Below are 19,559 nucleotides of genomic sequence, written 5' to 3'. Positions count from 1 at the left end.
CTGGCAAGAGCCAGAGCCACGCATCCGTGTCCCGCCCGCAGCCTCACCCGGATCCCGCGGCCCGGCGGCTGCGCGCCGGCGGCAGGCCGTCGCTTCGTGTCAGGCGCCCCTTGTTCGGACTTTTGAGAATCCCCACCGCCATCGCGGACAAGATCCCGTCCAGCTGCTCGGCGGTGTCTATCAACCGGTCCCCATGCGCGAGCCGCTGCAGCAGACCGTTGATGAACGTCAGCGTGACGTTGCTGAGGTCCTCGACCACCGCCGGTTCCAGATCCGCGCCGTGCGGCATCAGTTGCACGAGGATCTCGCGGTGCAACTTGGTGAACTCGTCCGTGGCCTGTTGCAGGATCGCGGCGAGCGCCGGGTCGCGGGTGGCTTGCATCGTCAGCTCGTAGCGGGCCTTGGTCCGCGACAACTGCGGTTCACTGGCGGCCTGAATGACCACCTGCGACAACCGCGAGGGCGAGGCATCGTCTTTCCGGTCGGTCGAGCTGTCCGCCACCGATTGCAGCTCGGCGAGATCCAGCTCGGCCAGCCGCTCGGCCACCGCGCGCAGCAGCGCCGAGCGGGTGCGGAAATAGAACGACGTCGTCCCGTCGGGCACGCCGGCTTTGCGGTCGACCTTGAGATGGCTCACGCCCTTGGCCCCGTCGTCGGCCAACAACTGAATCGCCGCGTCGCACAAGTCGCGGCGGCGCTCCCCGGGATTAGGCTTTCGGCGTCTGTCCATGGCCCTTCGTCTCGGACCAACACTTTACTCTATATTCGTAGTGTTGCTGAAGATCTGGTTTGATGTCCGACGACACCTCCGAGCGAAACGGCTGACGAACAACGGCCGACCACTCACCAACTCTCGACTACATGAATGGTCGGATAATTCAACGCGATTTGCACGCCGCCGCGAGTCACCCGCTCCCGTCCGCATCGCCGATCGCCCGGCCGAGATCACTGATCCGCGTCAGGCCGTGGCGCGCCGCGGTCGCGGCGGTCACGACGATGCCGTTCTTGTTCTCGGCTGGCGCCGGCTGCAGAGCGGCGAGGCCCGTTCCCCGCAGCGCCTGGGCGAGCGCCGCATGGGCTTGGTGCGCATCCGGGATCCCCCCACGGCTGCCGTCCAGGTACGCGAGGAGGCTACCCACGTACTCGGGGACGAGGTCGACTGCGCCGTCGCGGAGCAGCGGAAAGTACGTGTCGCGGTTGCCGATCCCGAGGCGCCGCTCGACCGGGAAGCCGGCGTCCGCCAGCGCGTGGGCGTAAAGCTCGGCCACGGTCACGCTCTCGGCGAAGTTGGCCGAGCCGACGACAATCGCCGGTCGGTTTCTCCGCGATACGCGGGGCGTCGGGCCGAGCCGCCGCTCGGTGAGGAATTCAGCCGCCGCCGCGGGCGATGACCCGAGAAGGACGCGACGATTGAGGTCGGCGAGGCGCTCGGTCGTGAGTTCCGCGCTCACGGCATCGATGGTCGCGGCAAGGTCGGCGCCGTGCGCCATGCGCAACTCTTCGCGCAGAATCGGCGTCACGCTCTCGGCGGGCTGGGCGTGCCGGTCATCCTCGAGCAGGACGAAGTCGCCGGCGAGAAGGCGTGGATCGGTCGTGAAGAGCACGCCAACCTGAATCGCTCCCGTTTCGAGCGCCTCGACGGTGCGTGGCCCCCCGGCATCGGTGACACGAAACTCCTTGAAGGTGAGCCCATACCGCGCGCGCAACAGCGGCAAACAGAGCAGTTCGGTTGGACACTCGGGGCCCGAGCCGAACACCAACGTCTCGGCCAGGATCACGTCCGCTTCCGCCCCTTCACGGGTCGAGCTTGCTGCTTTCGAAGACCAGGAAGCTCGCCCCCTGCGGATCGCGCAGCAAGCTGAAGCGACCCTTCGGCTGCTCCGTCGGCCCCGCGAGAACCGCGCCGCCGCCGGCGATGGCCGCTGCCCCGGCCTCGGCGACGTCGGCCACGACGAAGTAGGGCAGCCAGCGCGACGGCACGCCGGCGTCCGCCGCCGTCAGACCGCGCAGTCCGCCGTTGTCGCCCGAAAGCACCGGCACCGCGGGCGCTCCCACACGGATCACCCAGTAAGGCACGGGCATGCCGGCGAGGAACTCGATGTGCCAGCCGAACAGTCGCGAGTAGAAGGCGATCGCGGCATCGACATCCAGGGTGGCGAGCTCATTCCACGTCAGACACCCGGTCTCGTTCACGCACGTCGCGCCGAAGTGCCGGCCGGGCTGGCAGAGATGGATGACGGCCCCGTGCGGATCGCGCACGACCACCAACCTCCCGCGGTCTCCGGCATCCAGCGGCCCGGCTAAGACGGTGCCTCCCAACGCGCGGGCGCGGGCGGCCGCCGCGTCGACGTCGGCGACCGATACGTGCGAGTTCCAGCGTGGCTCACCACCGGCGGGGTCGGTCGTATGGAGCGCATAGAGCCCAGCGACCTCCTGCTGCTCGCGGCGCAGCACCGTGTACGTGCGACCGTCCGACATACGCCGCTCGTCCGGCGTCCAGCCGAAGAGCGTCCCATAGAACACTGTGGCCGCATCCGGGTCGGAAGTGGCGAGGTCAACCCAGCTGAACGTCCCCTCCGCGTACCCGGTGCGGACTCCCATCCGCCGCAGCCTACCCACGCGCCAGCCGCGCGACAATCGCGTATGCAGGCCGCATCGAGATGCGAGCGTTGGTGCGATGACGCATGACGGCGGACGTGAGTGGCCACCAAGCGCGTGTGCGCCGGCGCGGGCGAAACCGACCGCCGGACAACGACTGGAACAATGACCGAATGGTTCAACGCCGAATGGATGTCAAAGCCGGCGCTTGGCTCGCGTGCGTCGGCCTGCTCGTGGCGCTGACATGCGGCTGCCACCCGACGCGGCACCCGGCCGCACCCACCACGTCGACAACCACCAACGCGGCGCCCACCACGACACCATCGGCCGCGCCGGCTGCACCCATCGTGAAGATCGCGCCGTTGCCCGTCCGCCCGGTCAACAAATCGCAGCCGGCCAGCCCGCCGAAGTGCCCCGCCAGCGATCCGAATCACGGGGTGGCGCCTACTGATGCGCTCACCGCGTGCGACATCGGCCGGACCACCTCGTACCTGCTCGCTCCAGAGACCCTGCAGCTCGGGCTGATACACGTCGACCCACCGAAGTCGCTGACCGCGGGTTTCTACGAGGTGACCCTGATCCTGGACCAGCCATCGGCGGCCGCGTGGGCGTCCTACACCGCGGCGCACCTGCGGGACCATGTGGCCTTCGTCCGCGACAATCTCGTTCTCGAGGCCCCGATCATCGAGGAACCGGTGACTTCCGGCCGAATCGTGCTGACCACCCAAACGGCCGAGGTTGCCGCGCAACTGGCCCAACTGGCCGCCCGGCCCGCCTGAACCCGCCCCGCGCAGAAGCGCGGCGGGTCGGCTCCATCAACGTCCCGGGAGTCAGGTGCAGGGAACGCCGTGCGGGCCACCAACCCAGTGACCGGGCGGCGCCTGCCAGGGACAAATCTGCTTGATTTGCCCAGGTGGCAGCGGGTTCCAATGACCGTCGTCGACGACGTGCGGACCCGGTGGGCCCGGCGGCGGCCACGGCCCGGGGTGGGCCTGTGCCATACCGGTACCGAAGCCGAGCGCCACGGCGCTCAACGCGCCGGCGACCGCGGCTTTACCTGCAAACTTCTTGAGATCCATTAGCTCTGGCCTCCTCTCGGTCCCATGGCTCGCCAGAGGCGGCGTCCGCAACGTGGAGACAGGACCGATTTCACGACCTCACATCGTCAGCAGAGGTTACCCTCGCCCGCGAAACATCAAACCGCCTCCACGGGCCGGCGATCGCTCTTCCCGGCGCCCGGGACGCTGACTCAGCCATCCCGGTCGACGGGCGCGCGGCGCGCGAACTCCGGGGCGTGCTCGGGCCGTACTCCGACGCCGACGAAGTAAGCCGGCACGGCCGACAGCCACGGGAACCGCCGCATCAGGCCGAGCAACGCGGCGGGCGGCGTGGGATCCGCGCCGCGCAGCAGTGGACCGAGCAACAGCCGGTGCAGCACCTGCTGGACCAGTTGCGTCACCACCGTGGGGAACACGCGCCGGCGGTGCACCGCGGCGAGCTCGCGGGTGCCGACCCGGTGTCGCCGCAGCGGTTCGGCCAGCACGGTGGCGGCGGCGACGGCATCCTGCACCGCCAGGTTGATACCGACGCCGCCCAGGGGCGACATCGCGTGTGCGGCATCCCCGATGCACAGCAGCCCTTCGGTGTGCCAGCGGCGCAGCCGATTCACGTGCACGTCAAGATGTTTGACGTCATCCATGGATTGCAACGCCGCCACCGACTCGGGCATATCGGGCAGCAGCTCTTCGACGTCACGCCGGAATGCGTCGATACCGCGCGCCCGCAATTGGGCGTCGATGCCCTTCGGCCCGAGGTACGCGATCTGGAAGTAGCCCTCGCGGGGGATCACGGCAAGACCCTTGCCCGGGCCCAGCCGGGGCAGGAACGAGTACTCGGTTTCCTCCTTGTGCGGCAATCTGAACCACCACACGTCGAACTTCACCGGGAACTCGCGCGCCTTCAATCCCGCCGCCCGGCGCGCGATCGACCAGCGGCCGTCGCAGGCAACCGTCAACTCCGCCCGTAGTTCGCCGGGACCGTCGGGCCCCTGGTAGCGCACCCCGGCGACGCTGCCGGCCTCCCACAACAGCCCGGTGACTTCGGTGCTCATCCGCAGCGAGAAGCTCGGCTCCGCGTGTGCGGCATCGGCGAGCAGGTTCAGGAGATCCCACTGCGGCACCATCGCGACGAAGGGGTGGGGCTGGCGCAACCGCTCGAAGTCGACGTAGGTCACCGACCGTCCGTTGGATTCGAGTTTCGCGGTGCGGACTTCGGTGAAAGGCAAGGCGGCGAAGGGTTCCCACAGGCCCAACTCGTCGAGGAGCCGCATGGTGGTCGGGTGGACGGTGTCGCCGCGGAAGTCCCGCAGGAAATCGCCGTGCTTCTCCATCAGGGTGACCTGCACGCCCGCCCGAGCCAGCAGCAGCCCCAGGACCATGCCGGCGGGGCCGCCACCGATGATCGCGCAGGTGGTTGTCTCAGCCATCAGGACTCATAACTCGAGGTCGAACACCGACACGGGATCGAGGATCACGCCGTTCTCCTCGACGTAGCGATCCCACAACGTCAGCAGCTCGGCCAGCTTGGCGGGGTGCGACTCGGCCAGGTCGTGTATCTCGCCCGGATCCGAGGCGAGGTCGTAGAGCTGCCAGCTGCCCGGACCGTACGGTGCGGGCAGGTGCAGCGCCTTCCACTCCCCCTGGCGAATGGCGCGGCGGCCGAACAACTCCCAGCCCGTGCCGGTGTCGGCGTCATGCACGGTGTCCGCGCCGCCCGACAGGTACCCGACCAGGGAGCGCCCGCGCATCGGTGCCACCTCGCGCCCGCGGTAGGACGTGCCGGGGTGTGCGGCACCCGCCAGTTCGAGAACCGTCGGGGCGATGTCCATGACGGTGCTGAACGCGGTGCCGATCTGGCCCTGCCGGTCAAACCCGGGCCAGGTGGCGAAGCCGACCACCCGGATCCCGCCTTCGGTGGTGAACGCCTTGTGCAGCCGCGACGGCGCGGTGGCGGCCTGCGCCCACCGCGGCCCGTACCAGATGAACGATGACGGCCGGCCGAGGTTGTCGACGCTGTTGTCGCAATGCTTTTCGATCTGCGCGGCGATTCGGGCACCGACCAGTGGCATCGCTTCGACGATGGCGCCCTCGGCGCCGTTGTCGGACAGAAAGATAACGACCGTGTCGTCGAGCTCGCCGCTTTCCGACAAGTAGTCGATCACCCGGCCGACGTTGAAGTCCATGCGGTCGACCATCGCCGCGTAGACCTCCATACTGCGCGCGGACGCCGCCCGCTGTTCGGCGGTCATGTCGGCCCATTCCGGGGCGCCGTCGGCCACCACCGGGTGCGCCTCGACGTCGGGTGGGCACAGGCCCAGCCGCTTGAGCGCCGCCAGTCGCTCCTCGCGCAGGACGTCGGGCCCGGCGTCATAACGGCCCCGGTATTTCGCGATGGATTCGTCCGGTGCCTGCAGCGGCCAGTGCGGCGCCTGGAAGGGCAGGTATGCGAAGAACGGCCGGTCGTCGCCGGGCGCGCGTTCCCGCAGGTATTGCAGGAGCTTGTCGGTGTAGGAGTCCGACGAGTAGAAGTCGTCGCCGACCGTCACGAACCGGTCGTCCTCGGTGTAAAGCGTTGGCACGGGCGAGAAACTGCGGGCCCCGCCGCCCCCGAAGTGGCTGGCCCCGGCCGGCAGCAACGCGAACGAGCGCTCGAATCCACGTGCCCAGGGCGATGTCTCGATCGTGGCGCCCAGATGCCACTTGCCCGACATCAACGTCAGGTACCCGGCGTCGCGCAGCAGTTCGGGCAACGCCACCACACGGTCGTTGAGATAGCCCTCGTAGCCGGGTGCGCCGCGGAAGCCGGGACCCGCGACCTCCAGCATCGTGCCGATTCCGGCGACGTGGTGGTCGGTTCCCGTCAGCAGCATCGCCCGGGTGGGCGAGCAGGCCGGCGCCGAATGGAAATCGGTGAACCGGATTCCCGCGTGGGCGAGCCGATCGAGATTGGGCGTCTCGATTTCGCCGCCGAACGCGCCGATATCGGAAAACCCGAGGTCGTCCGCCACGATCACGAGGAAGTTGGGCCTCTTCACGGTGAAGCATCCTGCCAGGTCCGGCGCCAGGGCGGAATGCTGCCGCGACGGCCCGTCGTTATTGTCGAAGCGGCGCTGTGCGCGCCCGCGCGACGGGAAGGACCCTTCAGATGCTGGCTCAGTTCGGGATGTCCATTCCGCTCGTCGCCGCCCCGATGGCCGGCGGCCCGACCACGCCCGCGATGGTGTCGGCGGCGAACCGCGCCGGCGCCTTCGGCATGCTCGCCGCGGGTTACAAGACCGTGGAGGCGGTCGAAGCCGAGCTCAAGCAGGTCCGCGCGGAGGCAATCCCGTTCGGCATCAACCTGTTTGCGCCCAACCCGCTCCCGGTCGACCCCGAGAGCTACCGGGCTTATGCCGCGGTCGTTCAGCGCGACGCCGACCAGTTCGGCTTGACGTTGCCGCCGGACCCGATCGAGGACAACGACAGATTCGACGAGAAGATCGCGCTGCTGCTCGACGACCCGGTCCCGATGGTGTCGTTCACCTTCGGCATTCCACCCCGCGGCGTGATCACTGACCTGCGCAAGGCCGACACCGTCGTGGTCCAGACGGTGACCACACCCGAGGAGGCGGCGCAGGCGCGCGACGCCGGGGTCGACATGCTCGCCGTGCAGGAGGTGGCCGCCGGTGGGCACTCCGGCACGCTCTCGCCGCGAAAGCCGTTGGCGGCGGTGCCGATTGCCGAGCTCGTGGAGCGGATCGTCGCGACGATCCCGCTGCCCGTGCTGGCCGCTGGCGGGCTCGCCACTCCCACCGCGGTCGCCGAGGTGATCCGCGCCGGCGCGGCCGCGGCGGCGGTCGGGACCGTTCTGCTGCGCGCCGACGAAAGCGGCGCGTCGGCCACCCACCAGGCGGCCCTGACCGATCCCACGTATACCGAGACGGTGCTCACGCACGCCTTCACCGGCCGCCCCGCCCGCGGGCTGCGCAACGCGTTCATCGACGCCCACGAGGCGCACGCGCCACTGGGCTACCCCGCCCTCCATCACCTCACCAGCCCGCTGCGCAAAGCCGCGGCCGCGGCGGGGAGGCCCGACTACGTGCACCTGTGGGCGGGCACCGGATACCGGCATGCCACCGCGGAACCCGCGGCCGAGATCCTGCAGCGGCTGGCCTCAGGGCTGTGATTCAGAACTCGAAGCGGTTGAGCACGTCGTAGTTGCGCGCGCCCGCGTACCACATCAACCGGTAGATCGACCGCACCGCCGTCGATTCGATTCGCTGATAGCCGGCCAGGGTCGACGTCTGCTCGAGCAACCGCAGCCTGGGATTCCACGTCTGCAGCTCCCGCGCGTCTCGAATGCCCCACTTGATGATTCCCCTGGTGAACACCTTCGACAGCAGCGGCGCCAGCGCCGATAGCGTGTCGAAATGCATTTCACCGCAGTCGAATCGGTCGGTCATCCGCCGCAGAAGCTGCCGCACGTGTTGCTCGGTCAAGTACATCAGCAGGCCCTCGGCGATGACCAGGGTGGGACACCCGGTCGGGATCTGGTCCAGCCAACCGGGATCGGTCACCGACGAGCCGATCATCCGGTAGCGCTCGCTGTCGGCGTAGAGCCGCCGGCGCAGCTCGATGACACCGGGTTGGTCGACGTCGAACCACGAGACCGACGGCGGCACGGCGAGCCGGAAGGCGCGGCCGTCCAGGCCGCAACCCAGGTGCAGCACCACCGCTTCGGGATGACGCCCCAGAAACGCCGCGCACCAGTCGTCGAGTTGTTGCGCCCGCAACGCGACCAGATACTGGTTCGACGCCGGCAGCGAACTCCGGTGGATTCGCTTGAAGTCGTAGTCGATCCGGTCCACCGCTTCCGCGGCTGCCGCGTCCCCCAAAATCGGCCGGCTCGACCGGCTTTCGTGAGCGCGTAGATACAGGGTGACGAGGTTGGTCCATTCCACCGAGCCCCACCGCACACCGGTGAAGTCGACCTTGCCCGTCGAAGTCATGGCTTTCTCCTTGCCGCCCGATATTCGGTCCACATCTGCATGAGCTGGTCGCGGTAGGCATTGGTGCAGAACTCGCAGAAATCGCGGAAATCCTCGACGCGCCGGCGCTGAGCGGCACGGTCCTCACCCAGCACGGACAGGGCGAACTCGGCGGGCTCGATCCCCAGCCGCATCAGGGACAACTGCGTTTCCAGAACGCTGGTGAACCCACCTGGCGTGACGCGGTAGAGGTGTTGACGGTTCGGGCTGGGCAATCGCTCCACCATGCCGCCTTCCAGCAGTTGCCGGGCGACGGTGCTGATCGAGGCCTTGCTGACCGACAACGCCTCGGCCAGCTGAGTCAACGATTGGCTGGGTGGATCGCAGATCAGTAGCCACCCATACACCCGGCCCATGGTGCGAGTGGCCCCGAGAAGCTCGAAGAACAGCCCCATGCGGTCGGCGAACTCGGCCTCTTCCGGCGACATGACCCCTCTGACGTCTACGTTCAGAACATACTAAACGTAGTATACGGCCGGGGGAATGTCGTGGAACAACCTCGGGGTTGGCACGTGTGTTCCCTGCGGGGCCGGTCGCCCGCTGACGCGGCTAGAACGCCTCGGGATCGCGCTGCACCTCCGCCGGCACCGGGTGGCGGTACAGGCGGGATGCGTTCTCCCAACTGAACTTATGGATCACGTCGGCGGGCAGGTCGCCGATCTGTTCGTGGATCGTCTGCTGGGTGTGCGGCCAGGTGGAGTCGCAATGCGGGTAGTCGGCCTCCAGCATGATGTTGTCTACGCCGATGCGGTCGCGTTGCACGAACGACGATTTGTCCTCCACGGCGCAGAACCAGAAATTCCGCGTGAAAACCTCCGCGGGCGTCAGGCTCTCGCCCAGCGCCTGCCAGGTGCCGTACATCGCGTGGTAGCTGAGCATGTGGTCGAGGCGATCGAGCAGCCCGGCGACCCAGCCGATTCCGCCCTCCGACAAACAGATCTTCAGGCCGGGGAACCTGCTGGGCAGGCCGGAATACAGCCAGTCGACCGCCGCGGAGATCGCGTAGGCAAAAAACAAAACGCCCTGCACGTCCGGCGGCGCGTCGTCGGTGGTCGACGGCGAGGACCCCGACGAGCCGATGTGCAGGTTCACGACCGTGTCCGTCTCGGCGCACGCCGCCATGATCGGGTCCCAGTGCCCGGAGTGAATGCTCGGCAACCCCAGCATCGCCGGGTTCTCGCTGAACGTCACCGCATGGAACCCGCGCTCGGCGTTCTCGTAGATCATCTGCGCGCCGAGCTCCGGATCCAGCAGCCACGGCAGCTGGCAGGGGATGATCCGTTCGGGATAGGAGCCCGCCCAGACCTCGAGGTGCCAGTCGTTCCACGCCCGCACCGAGGCCAGCGCGAGGTCGCGGTCGCTGGTCACCTGCTGCAGCCGCTGGCCGGCGAACCCGGGCAGGAAGGACGGGAAGTTGAGCGAGGCGTAGATGCCGTTGAGGTCCATGTCCTTGACGCGCTCGTGGATATCCCATGCGCCCCTGCGCATTTCGTCGAACCGGACCGGTTCGAACCCGTACTCCGCAACCGGCCGGCCGACGACGGCGTTGAAGCCGACGTTGGGCAGTTCCCGGCCGTCGTAGACCCAGGTCTGTCCCCCGCTGTCGGTCTCGACGACTTTGGGTGCCCGGTCGGCGAACTTGCGGGGCAGCCGCCCGGCGAAAGTGTCCGGTGGTTCGACGATGTGATCGTCGACCGAGATCACCGTGTAGCGCCGGGGCGCCCGCGGCGGGTCCGGCAGGAACGTGACCGAGCGTTGGCCGCCGGTCTTGGCAGTGGTGAAGTTCAGGTCGGCGGCCAGCTCGTCGATCGATTTCATTCGTCAATCTCCTTGCCGGACGGGGTCGTTGAGTGTGAAGTCACGGCTTCGAGTGTGCGGTGAGGGCGGCGTCCCTCGGCGTGTCGCCGCCGTGGGTGCACACTCGACGACCCCGCTCACGCGAGCACGCCGGGATCGGCCTTGATGGTCATTCTGGCCGCCCCCGCCCAGTACACGTCGGCCGCACGTTCGACGAGCGACCGCTGCATGCCGGCCATGTCCGACCACTTCATGGCCACCGGTTCGATGCCGGTGAGCAGCACGTCGTAGGCCAGTTTGCATACCCGCTCGATCGACGCCGCCCGGTAGACGGCCTCGGCCAGGTTGCGGCCGGTCGCGATGACGCCGTGGTTGGCCAGGATGGTCAGGTTGGCGGTGCCGATGCGGGCGGCCAGTTCCGCCGCGCGCGCGGGGCTGTCGATCTCGCCGTCGTAGGTGTCCACCAGGCAGAGATCGTCGAGGAACAGCGAACCGGTCTGGTGCACCAACTCGGGCAGCCTGCCCAGCGCCGCGAGCACGCAGACGTAGTAGGGATGGTTGTGGATGACCACCCGGGCGTCGTCGCGGACGCGGTGCAGCTCGGTGTGGATGTGGATCGCCGGGGTGACGTCCCAGCGGCCGCGCAGCACCCGCGCGTCGGCGTCGACCACACAGATGTCGGACGCGGTGATCTCCTGCCACCACAACCCCCACGGGTTGACGAGCATCTCCGTGCGACCGTCCGGCTGCCAGGTGATGTGTCCCGCCATGTTCTCGGCGAATCCGATGCCGGCCAGGTGGCGGAAGGCCACGGCGAGCGCCTGCTCGTCGGACAGCTCGGTCCCGAGCGGGGGAACCACCGACGGCGCCCAGACTTCCAGGCCGCCCCGCCGCGCGTCAGGAGCGTTCATGATCTCCCCTCCATTCTGGCTCGAATATCCTCGCGGAGCCGGCCTTTGGCAACCTTCCCGCCGGATGACCGCGGGAGCTCGTCGACCACGATGAGCCGTTCGGGCAACAGCTCCTTGGACACCCCCAGCGCCAGCAGGTGTTCGGTCAGCTCGGGCAGGTCCACGGTGGCCGAGTCGACGAGTTCGGCGTAGAGGCAGACCTTTTCGCCGAACACCGGGTCGGGCATCGCGACCGCCGCGGCAACCGCGATGGCGGGATGGGTCGCGACGGCGTCCTCGACCTGGGTCGCGCTGATGTTCTTCCCGCCGCGCAGGATGAAATCCGACGTTCGCCCGGTGACCGTCAGATAACCCTCGGCGTCGATTTCGCAGATGTCGCCCATGCGCATCCACCCGTCCCGGGTGAACAGCTTGTCGTGATCGGTCCCGCCCAGATAGCCCAGGCTGGTCGCCGGGCCGCGGCACGCGGGCTGTCCCCGTCCCGTCTCGGTGACGTCCCGGTCCCCGTCGAAGAGCCGCACCGCCATCTCGGGGACGATCCGGCCGCCGGTGCGCAGCCGGCGTTCGCGCGGGTCGTCGACCGTGGTGGCGCTGAGCAGCCCGGTTTCGTTCGAACCGTAGAACTGCAGAATCTTGGCGCCGGTGAGCTCCTCGAACTCGGCGGCGGGCCGGTAGGGCAGCGCCTCGCCCCCGGTGAACACGACCCGCAGCGAGCTCAGGTCGTGGTCGCGGGTGGCGGGGTCAGCCATCAGCATGGTCAATTGGGTGCTGACGCAACACAACACGCTGACCCGATGCTCGGATATGGCCTCGCAGGTTGCCCTGGTGCTGAACCGGTCCAGGAGCACCGCGGTCGCGCCGAGGTAGATCGGCGTGGTGTGGCTGGTCCAGAGCCCGAAGCCGAACGGCGTCGGGATGACCGGCAGGAAGGTGTCGGCCGGCGTCAGCCGGCCGTTGGCGACGGCCTTCTGGTGAAAGTAGTGCCAACGATTCTGCGTGTGCACCACGCACTTGGGCAGGCCAGTGGTCCCGGAGGTGGAGTTGATGAGAAAGACGTCGTCGGGCCCCAGGCGGATTCCATCGGCCAGCGGCCTGGGCCGCACCGGGACGTCCAATCGCGGCGTGCCGGCATCGGCGCTCAAGCCCAGGGTGGGCAGCGAAAGCTCGTTGGCGACAGCCGCCGCCGCGTCGCCGCGTTGCCGATCGCTGATCAAGATCTTCGGCCGCGCGCCGCGCAGTATCGCGGCGACCTCACGGGTGCCCGCCCGGGCGCCGATGCCGACGACGACGGCCCCGCAGCGCTCGATGGCCACGAAGAGCACGTGCAGGGCGGCGGAGTCGCCGTGCCACACCGCCACCCGGTCACCGGGCGAAATCCCCGCTCCGGCCAGCTGTTCCGCCAGACCTGTTGCAGCACGATCGAGTTCGCGCCAAGTTAGCGCGGTTCCAGGATGGTCGACGTAGGCGAGACGATCCGGTGCCAGTTGGGCGTTACGGCGCACCGCGTCCGACAGAGTCGTGTCAGACCAAAAGCCGGCGGCCCGGAACCGGGCCGAATCCCCGTCGGTGAATGCCGGCGAGCCCGCGGTCTGCATGAGCAGATGATAGGAAAGCGATCCGCGGCCGCGCCGGCTAATGCCCGTTAGGGGTCCTGCGGGGCGGGAGCGGGCGCGCTGTGTTGCGGGTCGCCGGCTATGGCGGGGGGACGGGGGCGCGGCGGCTGGTGGCAGTTGCGCGTACAACCGCAGTTGAGGCCGATGATGCAGCCGCCCCCGCCGGCGGGTTGGACCGGCAGGGCCCCGCCGGGACTCGGCGGGGGCGTCACGGTCGAGGACGAAGCGGCGGTCGAGGCCCTGGGGGCCACGTCACCGGGCGACCACGCGAATGCGACGACAAGCGCCGCCAGAACACCGCACAACGCGGTCACGGGCTGGGCTTGCCGATACTCCACGATTCTCCACTGTAGTTAGTCGACGGGGGCTGCGCATTTCGTGGCGGCACTAGGGATTCGGCGGCGCCGAGGCGGGAGGGGTGCGCTGCGGATCCCCGGCAACATTCGGAGGACGGGGATGTGGCGGCTGCTGGCAGTGTTGAACACATCCGCAATTGAGGCCGATGAAGCAGGGAGAACCGGGCGGTCCAACCCCGAAGGCTCCAACCCCGAAGGCATTGCCGTGGGCCGACGAGGATGTGGACGGTGCCACCGCGTGCGCCGTCGGCGTCGTTGCCGCCATGTCCCCAAGCGCCAAGACAAGGGCTGCCATGCAGCCGCACATCGCGGCCGCTGCCCGTCGTTGTCCATGAGGCACGATTCCCCACTGTAATCGCCTGTCAGACGATGCGTATCGACACACCCGGCCTCCAAGAACACTCCAAGAAGTCCTCAAGAATCCTTCAAGGACCGCCACCGACGGTGAAGTCGCCCGGCGCTCTTGGGATCGGTAGCGCCACGGGTGGTTTGCACTTGCCCCACCACCCGGTGCCGCCGGCACCGAACTCTTACGGAGGTTCACCGCGGATGAAGACCAAGGTCGTCGTGCTGCTGGCCGGCGCGATGCTCGCGCTCGTGCTCCTGACGCGTTATTTCGCGCTGAGCCGAGCCGGCCTGCCGTTGGGCTGGATGCTCTATCTCGGTCTGCCGATCACCGCCGCCGGCGTGCTGTTCGCGCTGCGCCTCATCGACCTGGGCACGGGGTGGACCACCAAGGGCGGCACCGTGCCGCACAGCGGCGGCAGCCACGCTCACCCGCCCGCGCTCCCGCCGTCCGGGCCGCCGCCCTACGACCGCCTCAAGCAGCTGGAGGATCTGCACGACCGGGGCGCCATCTCCGACACCGAGTACAGCGCCCGGCGGCTACACATCATCGCCGACATGTAGCTCGGGCGCTCCCCCAGGCCGCCGGTGCGCCATCGTCGCGCGGACCGCGTAGACGGCGGCGCTGACCGCGAACAGCGCCGCGGTCAGCAGCAGCCAGCGCCCCAGGAAGGGGTCCTGGGTCTGGCCGGTCGCGGCCGAGTACGTGGGGGTGCCCTGCTTGACGATGCCGGGAAGGAACACCAGCAGCGTCAGGCCCGCGCCCAGGGCGGGCACCCGGATGTGATTGATCACCGGCACGCGTGGCGGCGCGCGCCGAACAACGCTGCGCGACAGCAGCCCGTCCAGTAGCGCATAGACCGGGAACAACACCAGGTCGTGGGCGACGATGGCCGCGGCGAACCACACGATGATCGACTGCCACCACACGTGTGAATTCCAGAGCGTGGCCGGTCCGATGGTGGCCACCACGTAGCCCAGGAGCGCGAACCCGGCGATCAGGGTGAGCAGATGCAGTGGACGGGACCCGTAGACTTTTACGAAAGCCTCTCGCGCGCTATGCATTTGCGGCCACGTGGAAGGCAATGGACTCCACCCACTTGGTGTTGTGCACCCCGGGCAGCGCCGGCACGACGATGCGCGCCGGGAAGCCGTGGTCCGGGGAAAGGTCCGTTCCGTTGACGCGCAGCGCGAGCAGCGCGTCGGGGTGCAGCACCTGGCTCCCCTGCAACGTCGCGCGGCCGAACGCGCCCGAGCGCTCCAGCGAGGAGACGCGCGCCGAGTCCGGTGTGGGAACGCCGGCCAGCCGGGCCAAGTCCGCCAGCCGCACCCCCGTCCAGGTTTGGGTGGTGGACCAGCCTTCCACGCAGGCGATCGGCAGCACGGCGGTGTGCTGTGGCATGGCCGAGAGCGCGGCGCGGTCCAGTGCGACGGCGCGGGGTCCGCCGCTCAACGTGAGCCGCCAGCGTTCGCCGGTGTCCCCGGCGGAGATGCCGGCCACCGCGGCGGTCCGGTTGATCTCGAAGTCGTTGGGCCCGTCCCCGCGGGTGCGGCCACGCGGCAGCAGCAGCGCGGCCGGCCGCGCGAAGCCGCCCAGGGTCTGGCCCGCGGTGATGACCGCCATGAACAGCGCACCGCCACCCACGAGCGCCAGGGCGCCTCGGCGGCTCATCGTGGGCGGGGCCGGGTCCGCGGCGACCAGTCCGTCCGGTTCCCACGCCTGGGCTGCGGTCGCGGCGCGCCCGGTGCGCAGGACGTCGCGCGGTGAGATCGAGCGCAGGCCCGACCACATGGCCGGGATCTTGATCGCGATATGCACGACGAACCCCGCGATGAACACCCACGCGCCGAAGTAATGCGCGGTGTAGAAGCTGAAGCCGAAGACGTAGTCGTACTGGATGTTCAGCACGCCCGTGACGATTTCGAAGAGTACGCCACCGACCAGCATCAGCAGCGAAACCCGTTCCAGCAGTTGGGCAATCGATCGCGCGGGCGGCCACGCGAACAGCCTGGGGATCACCGACCACAGTTTGGCCAGCACCACCGGGATCAGCACCAGCCCCAGCCCGACGTGCAGTCCCTGGGTCAACCGGTAGAGCCATGACGGGTTGGTGGGCCAATCGAACGTCGGCAGCTTCAGCCAGCCGACGTCGCCCGGGATGGCCTGCCCGAACCTCGGCCCGTAGGCGATGTAGGACAGCAGGCCCGTGACGACGACGATCGGCAGGGTCACGAGCAGCACCGAGCCGAACACGGAGGTCAGCCACGGTCCCCGCAGCGGGCTGCGCCACCGTTGCGCCCGCGCGACGCCCGGCGGCGGGTGCTCGTCCAGCACGCGCCACACCCGCGCCGGAAACCCGTACCCGCCGGAATCACCCGTCGGCTCGGTGTCTTCGATATCGGATCTGCGGATGCCGTGCATCATCGATGATCATCCACGAGCGGTCGACGAAAATGGTTCAGACCACGCGACTCGGTGCTAGCCCTGGACCGTCGGCCGGATGGTGATGTCGCCGATCTCGACGTCGGGCGGCTGTTCGACGGCGAAGGCGATGGCCCGCGCCACCGCGGCCGGCGGCAGGCCGAACTCGGTCATGTTGCGCCGGATCTGCGCGCGCGCCTCCGGGTCGTCGATGGAGCTGTCCAGTTGGGTGTCGACGAATCCCGGTGAGATCGACGTGGTCCGGATGACACCGTCGGTGGATTCCTGGCGCAGTCCCTCCATCACGGTGCGAACGGCGTTCTTGGTGGCGGCGTACACCGCCATGGTGGGGACGATCTTGAGCCCCGCGGTCGACACCGTCGTGACGAAGTGGCCGCGTTGCTGGCGCCGAAACACCGGCAGCGCCGCGGCGATCCCGTGCAGCACGCCCCGCAGGTTGACGTCGATCATCGCCGACCACCCGTCGACGTCGAGATCGGACATCGGCCCGACCTTGCTGATGCCGGCGTTGCTCACCAGAACGTCGAGCCGGCCGAACTCGCCGGCGGCCGCGGCGACGAGCCGCACGAGGTGTTCACGTCGCGAGACATCGGTCTCGCAGGTGACGGCTTGCCCGCCGCGCTCGCGTATCCGTCGCGCGGCGTCGTCGAGCCGATCGACCCGCCGGGCGCCCAGCACCACCCGCGCTCCGCGCTCGGCGAGCAGCAGAGCGGTCGCCTCCCCGATGCCACTGCTTGCCCCGGTGATGGCCACCACCTGCCCGTCGATCCCCGCCATTGCGCCCCCTGAGTCAGCAGCCCGAATCCCCTTGCGAATTAAGGCTACTCGGGGCGCCCCGGGTGCCGAGTCAGTCCTTGCCGCGCGGTGGCGGTTGCACCTGGACGCCGGTGCCCTCGTGTTCGGGGCCCGCGGCCGGGTGCTCGGCCGGGACGCGGTCGCGGAACCGGGTGCCCTCGCTCGGCCGCTCGGGGTCGGGACGATGGACGTTGCCGTGGTAGGGACCGGGCTTCGGCCGCGGCTTTCCCCCGGGAAAGGCCAAGCGGAAGATGCTGCGGTGCACCATCAGCCACTGTTTCCCGAACCGCCCGGAGTTGTACGGCAGTTCGTAGCGCTCACAGATGTCTTTGACCTGCGGCGCGATCTCGGAGTATCGACTGCTCGGCATGTCCGGGTAGAGGTGGTGTTCGACCTGGTAACCGAGATTGCCGCTGATGATGTGGAACAGCGGGCTGCCCTCGATGTTCGCGGCACCGAGCAATTGGCGTACATACCAACCGCCGCGCGTCTCGTTCTCGACCTCTTCCTGCGTGAACGTGTAGGTCTGATCCGGGAAGTGGCCGCAGAAGATAATCGCGTGCGCCCACACGTTGCGGACGACGTTGGCCAGCGCGTCGGCGGCGAGCGTGCGCAGGTAGGTGCTCTCGACGCCCGGAGCGACCTTGTCCAGGAGGGTCGCCGCGGCGCCGGTGCGGCCGCCGCTGGATATCTTGCGCAGCCTCCTGCCCAGCCGGGACTTGGCCGGCTGCTCGAGCCGGCCGCGCAAGGCCAGCTGGGCGAGCGCGAAGGCGCCGGCGCTGATGGCCGGCCAGCCGAGGTAGTCCTTGTAGATCTGCGCGCGCGCCTTGACGCCGATACCGCGCAGGTCCTTGCGCACCTCCGACCACGGCTTCTCGCGTTTACGTATCGCGTCGATGTCCATGTCGTGGACGGCCACACCCCACTCGAACAGGAGCGTCAGTAGCAGGTTGTAGATCGGTTGGCCCAGGTAGCGCGGGGCCCACTTCTGGTTGGGGTCGATGCGCATGATCTCGTAGCCGAGATCCTTGTCCTTGCCGAGGATGTTCGTGAAGGTGTGATGGATGTAGTTGTGGGAGTGCTTCCACGACTCGGCGGTCGACGCCGTGTCCCAGTCCCAGACCGAGGAGTGGATGTCGGGATCGTTCATCCAGTCCCATTGCCCGTGCATCACGTTGTGGCCGATCTCCATGTTTTCCAAGATCTTGGCCATGGAAAGGCAGGCGGTGCCCAGCAGCCACGCGGTCTTCGAGCGGGACGCCAGCAACAGCACCCGGCCGGCCACCACGATCTGCCGTTGCGCCGAGATCACGTTCTTGATGTAACGGCGGTCGCGATCGCCGAGATCGGCGAACACCTCGTCGTGGATCGCGTCGAATTCCTTCGCGAGCTTTTCCAGTTCTTGTTCCCCCAGGCGGGAAAGCGGTGACTCCCCAACCCTCTTCACGGCAGTTGTCACAAGCCGCTCCTTTCCATCAGAGTTCGAGTTCGACGTCGCCCTCGGCGGTGTTGATGCAGATTCGGACGTCCTGCTCGGTCGGTTCGATCACGTCACCCGAGCGCAGGTCGCGCAGCTTGCCCGATTTCAGCGTCCCGACGCAGGTATGGCAGATTCCGATGCGACAGCCATAGGCGAGGTTGAGACCGGCCTTCTCACCGGCCTCGAGAATCGATGCGCCACCGTCACATTCGACTTCCTTGTCGCTGTCCAGGAAGCACACCATGCCGCCCTCGCCGGCGTTGGCGTCGCCGCCGATCTTCGGCTGAAACCGCTCGAAATGCAGGCGGTCCCGATCCCCGTTGTCCTCCCAGTGCTCGATCAGCGCGTCGAGCATCTCGCCGGGACCCGAGCAGAACGCCTCGCGCTCGCGCCAGTCGGGGCACACGGCGTCCAAATCCCCGGGCGTCAGCCGTCCCTGTTCGGAGGTGAGGCGCAGATCCAGCCGCATGCCCTCGTGGCGTTCCTCGAGCTCTTCCAGCGCGGACAGGAACATGGCCTGCTCGCGGGTGCGCGCGGAATGAATGACCACCGCGTCGCGCATTTCGTCGCGGTGGTCGAGATCGCGCAGCATGCTGATAATCGGCGTGATGCCGCTGCCGGCGCTGATGAACAGCATCTTGTCCGGCACGGGCTCCGGCAGGGTGAACACGCCTTCGATCTCGCCGAGCCGCACCAGGTCCCCCGGCTGAATCTTGTGCACGAGATACGGCGACACCACGCCGCCGTCGACCCGCTTGGGCGTGACGCTGATCAGCCCGTCCTCGGGCGCGGGATCCGATGTCAGCGAGTACGCCCGCCAGTGGTACACACCGTCGATGACCACGCCGAGGCGCACGTACTGCCCGGGCTTGTGCCCGGGCCACTCGTAGCCGGGGCGAATCAGGACGCTGGCAGCTTCCGAGCCCTGTTGCTCGATGGCCTCGACCCTCCCGCGCAGCTCTTTGGTGGTCCAGAGCGGGTTGATCATCTCCAGGTAGTCGTCCGGCTGCAGCGGGCTGAACAACCGCCGCACGGCCCGCAGGAACAGCCGGCGTCCGCGTGGGACCTGGGGTTCCGCGCCACGTTCAGCCATGGCGCTAGAGTACACAGTTGTACACTGAGTCTAAACGTGCATT

General features: G+C 68.5%; 18 protein-coding genes. 3 read left to right on the top strand and 15 right to left on the bottom strand.

From position 1 onward, the window contains the following. Nucleotides 1-43 precede the first annotated feature (43 nt). The 3 genes from G6N37_RS06505 to G6N37_RS06495 form a co-directional block, all read right to left on the bottom strand. Complete coding sequence (locus G6N37_RS06505) at nt 44-730, bottom strand: TetR/AcrR family transcriptional regulator (protein WP_163677592.1); 687 nt, start codon at nt 728-730, stop codon at nt 44-46. A 175-nt stretch (nt 731-905) separates the two neighbouring features. Then, the gene (locus G6N37_RS06500; protein ID WP_163677591.1) at nt 906-1,778 is read right to left on the bottom strand and encodes a glycine betaine ABC transporter substrate-binding protein; all 873 of its coding nucleotides are present in this window, start codon (nt 1,776-1,778) and stop codon (nt 906-908) included. A 16-nt stretch (nt 1,779-1,794) separates the two neighbouring features. Then, nucleotides 1,795-2,601: a VOC family protein gene (locus G6N37_RS06495; protein WP_163677588.1), complete on the bottom strand. Its 807-nt coding sequence runs from the start codon at nt 2,599-2,601 to the stop codon at nt 1,795-1,797. A gap of 185 nt (nt 2,602-2,786) precedes the next feature. On the opposite strand from G6N37_RS06495, the gene G6N37_RS06490 reads away from it, so the two are divergent. Further along, complete coding sequence (locus G6N37_RS06490; protein ID WP_232075322.1) at nt 2,787-3,377, top strand: SecDF P1 head subdomain-containing protein; 591 nt, start codon at nt 2,787-2,789, stop codon at nt 3,375-3,377. Between the two features lie 470 nt (nt 3,378-3,847). Here G6N37_RS06490 and G6N37_RS06485 read toward each other — a convergent pair whose 3' ends face one another. Beyond that, nucleotides 3,848-5,083, bottom strand: a complete 1,236-nt coding sequence (locus G6N37_RS06485) for an FAD-dependent oxidoreductase (RefSeq protein WP_163677585.1) — start codon at nt 5,081-5,083, stop codon at nt 3,848-3,850. 6 nt (nt 5,084-5,089) lie between these two features. Beyond that, complete coding sequence (locus G6N37_RS06480) at nt 5,090-6,691, bottom strand: arylsulfatase (RefSeq protein ID WP_163677583.1); 1,602 nt, start codon at nt 6,689-6,691, stop codon at nt 5,090-5,092. 110 nt (nt 6,692-6,801) lie between these two features. On the opposite strand from G6N37_RS06480, the gene G6N37_RS06475 reads away from it, so the two are divergent. Continuing rightward, nucleotides 6,802-7,821, top strand: coding sequence for a nitronate monooxygenase (locus G6N37_RS06475; RefSeq protein ID WP_163677579.1), 1,020 nt, complete (start codon nt 6,802-6,804; stop codon nt 7,819-7,821). A gap of 1 nt (nt 7,822) precedes the next feature. On the opposite strand, the gene G6N37_RS06470 is transcribed toward G6N37_RS06475, so the two are convergent. From G6N37_RS06470 to G6N37_RS06450, 5 genes are all read right to left on the bottom strand, one after another. Then, a complete protein-coding gene (locus tag G6N37_RS06470) occupies nt 7,823-8,644 on the bottom strand; it encodes a class I SAM-dependent methyltransferase (RefSeq protein WP_163677575.1) in 822 nt (273 codons plus the stop codon). Next, nucleotides 8,641-9,111, bottom strand: a complete 471-nt coding sequence (locus G6N37_RS06465; protein ID WP_163677572.1) for a GbsR/MarR family transcriptional regulator — start codon at nt 9,109-9,111, stop codon at nt 8,641-8,643. The genes G6N37_RS06470 and G6N37_RS06465 overlap by 4 nt, the downstream gene beginning before the upstream one ends. A gap of 121 nt (nt 9,112-9,232) precedes the next feature. Then, nucleotides 9,233-10,501 carry an amidohydrolase family protein gene (locus G6N37_RS06460; RefSeq protein ID WP_163677569.1) on the bottom strand — a complete coding sequence of 423 codons (1,269 nt, stop codon included), beginning with the start codon at nt 10,499-10,501 and terminating at the stop codon, nt 9,233-9,235. Between the two features lie 116 nt (nt 10,502-10,617). After that, nucleotides 10,618-11,391 carry a class II aldolase/adducin family protein gene (locus G6N37_RS06455; RefSeq protein ID WP_163677566.1) on the bottom strand — a complete coding sequence of 258 codons (774 nt, stop codon included), beginning with the start codon at nt 11,389-11,391 and terminating at the stop codon, nt 10,618-10,620. Continuing rightward, nucleotides 11,388-12,986, bottom strand: a complete 1,599-nt coding sequence (locus G6N37_RS06450; protein ID WP_163677563.1) for a class I adenylate-forming enzyme family protein — start codon at nt 12,984-12,986, stop codon at nt 11,388-11,390. The genes G6N37_RS06455 and G6N37_RS06450 overlap by 4 nt, the downstream gene beginning before the upstream one ends. Nucleotides 12,987-13,909: 923 nt before the next feature. Between G6N37_RS06450 and G6N37_RS06445 the strand changes: the two genes are divergently transcribed. Beyond that, nucleotides 13,910-14,269: an SHOCT domain-containing protein gene (locus G6N37_RS06445; RefSeq protein ID WP_163677560.1), complete on the top strand. Its 360-nt coding sequence runs from the start codon at nt 13,910-13,912 to the stop codon at nt 14,267-14,269. On the opposite strand, the gene G6N37_RS06440 is transcribed toward G6N37_RS06445, so the two are convergent. From G6N37_RS06440 to G6N37_RS06420, 5 genes are all read right to left on the bottom strand, one after another. Next, the gene (locus G6N37_RS06440) at nt 14,246-14,770 is read right to left on the bottom strand and encodes a hypothetical protein (protein WP_163677557.1); all 525 of its coding nucleotides are present in this window, start codon (nt 14,768-14,770) and stop codon (nt 14,246-14,248) included. The genes G6N37_RS06445 and G6N37_RS06440 overlap by 24 nt on opposite strands. Further along, a complete protein-coding gene (locus tag G6N37_RS06435; RefSeq protein ID WP_232075498.1) occupies nt 14,763-16,127 on the bottom strand; it encodes a molybdopterin-dependent oxidoreductase in 1,365 nt (454 codons plus the stop codon). Before G6N37_RS06435 ends, G6N37_RS06440 begins: the two co-directional genes overlap by 8 nt. Nucleotides 16,128-16,184: 57 nt before the next feature. Then, complete coding sequence (locus G6N37_RS06430; RefSeq protein WP_163677554.1) at nt 16,185-16,925, bottom strand: SDR family oxidoreductase; 741 nt, start codon at nt 16,923-16,925, stop codon at nt 16,185-16,187. A 70-nt stretch (nt 16,926-16,995) separates the two neighbouring features. Next, on the bottom strand, nt 16,996-18,402 hold the full coding sequence (locus G6N37_RS06425) for a fatty acid desaturase family protein (protein WP_163677551.1): 1,407 nt from the start codon (nt 18,400-18,402) through the stop codon (nt 16,996-16,998). Nucleotides 18,403-18,418: 16 nt separating this feature from the next. Then, on the bottom strand, nt 18,419-19,516 hold the full coding sequence (locus G6N37_RS06420; RefSeq protein WP_163677548.1) for a ferredoxin reductase: 1,098 nt from the start codon (nt 19,514-19,516) through the stop codon (nt 18,419-18,421). Nucleotides 19,517-19,559: the final 43 nt, after the last annotated feature.

Source organism: Mycobacterium seoulense, assembly GCF_010731595.1.
Classification (GTDB): Bacteria; Actinomycetota; Actinomycetes; order Mycobacteriales; family Mycobacteriaceae; genus Mycobacterium; species Mycobacterium seoulense.
Note: the sequence above shows the minus strand (reverse complement) of the source record. Positions and strands in the feature narration are given on the sequence as shown.

Coding starts and splice junctions, on each gene's coding strand:
- G6N37_RS06435 (WP_232075498.1), bottom strand. CDS start 16,127: ATGCACGGCATCCGCAGATCCGATATCGAAGACACCGAGCCGACGGGT.
- G6N37_RS06430 (WP_163677554.1), bottom strand. CDS start 16,925: ATGGCGGGGATCGACGGGCAGGTGGTGGCCATCACCGGGGCAAGCAGT.
- G6N37_RS06485 (WP_163677585.1), bottom strand. CDS start 5,083: ATGGCTGAGACAACCACCTGCGCGATCATCGGTGGCGGCCCCGCCGGC.
- G6N37_RS06470 (WP_163677575.1), bottom strand. CDS start 8,644: ATGACTTCGACGGGCAAGGTCGACTTCACCGGTGTGCGGTGGGGCTCG.
- G6N37_RS06455 (WP_163677566.1), bottom strand. CDS start 11,391: ATGAACGCTCCTGACGCGCGGCGGGGCGGCCTGGAAGTCTGGGCGCCG.
- G6N37_RS06445 (WP_163677560.1), top strand. CDS start 13,910: ATGAAGACCAAGGTCGTCGTGCTGCTGGCCGGCGCGATGCTCGCGCTC.
- G6N37_RS06440 (WP_163677557.1), bottom strand. CDS start 14,770: ATGCATAGCGCGCGAGAGGCTTTCGTAAAAGTCTACGGGTCCCGTCCA.
- G6N37_RS06450 (WP_163677563.1), bottom strand. CDS start 12,986: ATGCAGACCGCGGGCTCGCCGGCATTCACCGACGGGGATTCGGCCCGG.
- G6N37_RS06495 (WP_163677588.1), bottom strand. CDS start 2,601: ATGGGAGTCCGCACCGGGTACGCGGAGGGGACGTTCAGCTGGGTTGAC.
- G6N37_RS06490 (WP_232075322.1), top strand. CDS start 2,787: ATGGATGTCAAAGCCGGCGCTTGGCTCGCGTGCGTCGGCCTGCTCGTG.
- G6N37_RS06475 (WP_163677579.1), top strand. CDS start 6,802: ATGCTGGCTCAGTTCGGGATGTCCATTCCGCTCGTCGCCGCCCCGATG.
- G6N37_RS06465 (WP_163677572.1), bottom strand. CDS start 9,111: ATGTCGCCGGAAGAGGCCGAGTTCGCCGACCGCATGGGGCTGTTCTTC.
- G6N37_RS06460 (WP_163677569.1), bottom strand. CDS start 10,501: ATGAAATCGATCGACGAGCTGGCCGCCGACCTGAACTTCACCACTGCC.
- G6N37_RS06505 (WP_163677592.1), bottom strand. CDS start 730: ATGGACAGACGCCGAAAGCCTAATCCCGGGGAGCGCCGCCGCGACTTG.
- G6N37_RS06420 (WP_163677548.1), bottom strand. CDS start 19,516: ATGGCTGAACGTGGCGCGGAACCCCAGGTCCCACGCGGACGCCGGCTG.